This window comes from Mycobacterium gordonae (assembly GCF_002101675.1).
Classification (GTDB): domain Bacteria; phylum Actinomycetota; class Actinomycetes; order Mycobacteriales; family Mycobacteriaceae; genus Mycobacterium; species Mycobacterium gordonae.
This window is the reverse complement of the sequence record NZ_LQOY01000195.1, coordinates 1-1,949: the sequence shown is the minus strand read 5'-3', so window position 1 is coordinate 1,949 and position 1,949 is coordinate 1. Positions and strand designations below refer to the sequence as shown.

2 protein-coding genes are annotated in these 1,949 nt (G+C 65.3%); both read left to right on the top strand.

What is annotated here, in order from left to right; genetic code table 11:
• Nucleotides 1-347: hypothetical protein (locus tag AWC08_RS36775; protein ID WP_159460022.1), on the top strand; the 347-nt coding region annotated here is incomplete at its 5' end.
• 96 nt (nucleotides 348-443) lie between these two features.
• A partial coding sequence (locus AWC08_RS24410) for a PPE family protein (protein ID WP_085088328.1) occupies nucleotides 444-1,949 on the top strand: 1,506 nt, incomplete at its 3' end.

Here is a 1,949-nt window from a genome sequence, read left to right as displayed (position 1 = left end):
TGCCGGGGCTGGTGGGTATTGGGAACTCCGCGGGGTCGGTGTCGTCGGGGTATTTCAATGGAAATTCCAGCGGCACTTCCGGTTTCTTCAACTCCAGCGATCTGAGTTCGGGCTTCGCCAACGCCAACGGGGCGCTGACCTCGGGCTGGTACAACTCCGGTTCGCTGCTCTCGGGCTGGCAGAACCTCGGGACCGCCATCTCCGGTGTCGCCAACACCAGCACGCTGGCCGCCAACACCGCGGCCATGATCTCTGGCGTCGGCAACATCGGCAGCCAGGTCTCCGGCTTCTGGAACGGCCAGCTGAGCGCGCTGCAGCAGACGCTGGCGGACTGGGTGGCCGGCTGATGGCGTACGTGTTCACCCTGGACGGCCGAGCGTTGTTCTGCAGCACCTGCTACCGCAACAAAGCTTCCCTGCAAGGTAAGGAAGAGGATTGAGCCGGTGAGTTTTTTGACTTTGCCACCCGAGATCAACTCGCTGAACATGCTGCTCGGTGCGGGATCGGCGCCGATGGTGTCGGTGGCGTCGGCCTGGGATGGTTTGGCTGCTGAGCTCGGCTCGGCGTCGTCGTTCTTTGAGGCGGTGACTTCCGGGCTGGTCAACGACGCGTGGCAGGGCCCGGCTGCGGCGGCGATGGCGGCCGCGGCCTCGCCCTACACAGCGTGGCTGAGCGCTGCCGGTGCGGTGGCCGAGCAGGCCGCCGCTCAGGCCCGGGTGGTGGTGTCGGCTTTCGAGTCCGCGCGGTCGATGATCGTGCACCCGGCGCTGATCGCCGGCAATCGCAATTCGCTGGTGCGGCTTGCCATCTCAAACGTGTTCGGCCAGAACTGGCCGGCGATCGCGGCGGCGGAGGCGGCCTACGAGGAGTTCTGGGCCCAGGACGTGGTGGCGATGCTGAGCTACCACGGTGGGGCTTCGGCGGCTGCCGCGGCGCTGACCCCGTTCACCAAGATTCCGCTCGGGCAGTCGGCCGGCGCGGGCGGTGCGATCAGCGCGGCGGTCTCACAGCTATCCGGCTTGGCCGGCGCCGGCGGCGCCGACGTCAAGGCCGTCGTCGCAAGCCTGAGTTCGGGGAATCTGGGTGGTCTGAGGCTGGGCGGCCTGCTCGGTGGCTTCAATCTCAGCGGGTTGCTGAGCAGTCCGCCTCTGGGCACCGGGAGCGTGGTCAACCTCAACCTGCACAACCTGGGTCTGGGCGGTATCGGCAGCGGCGGCGCAGCGGCCGCGGCGCATTGGTTTCGCTACAACTTCGGGTCGTGGGGTCACTTCGGCGGCTCGAAAGTGCAGTCGCTGGTGACGGGTTTGTCCAGCGGAAGCCTGGGCAGCGTCCTGAGCAGCGGCGCCCTCGGCACCGTGATCAGCACTGGCAGCCTGACCAGCCTGCTGAGTAGCCCGGCGGTGAGCAGCCTGTTGAGCAGCCCGGCCATCAGCAACGTGCTGAGCGGGGTGAATTTGTCGGTCAAGTTGAACGGTCTGCTGCCGGTGAACCCGGCCGCCGCGACGGCCGCCGTCACCGACGCCTTCGGTAACACCGGCACCGGCAATATCGGGTTCGGTAATACCGGTGATAACAACATCGGGTTCGGTAACACCGGTAACGGCAATGTCGGCATCGGCAACTCCGGCTTTGATCTGCGCGGCATTCTGAATTCCGGGGTCGGCAATTCTGGGTTGTTCAACACCGGTAGCTACAACACCGGTGTCGGCAATTCCGGCATCGGCAATACCGGGTTGTTCAACCCGGGCAACGTCAACACCGGTATCGGTAACCGCGGCAGCTACAACACCGGAAGCTTCAACGAGGGCAGCTTCAACAGCGGTGACTTCAATAGCGGGGACACCAACACCGGCTGGTTCAATACCGGGGACCTCAACACCGGCATCGGCAATTCCGGTGACGTCAACACCGGTATCGGCAACTCCGGGGACATGAACAACGGGATGTTC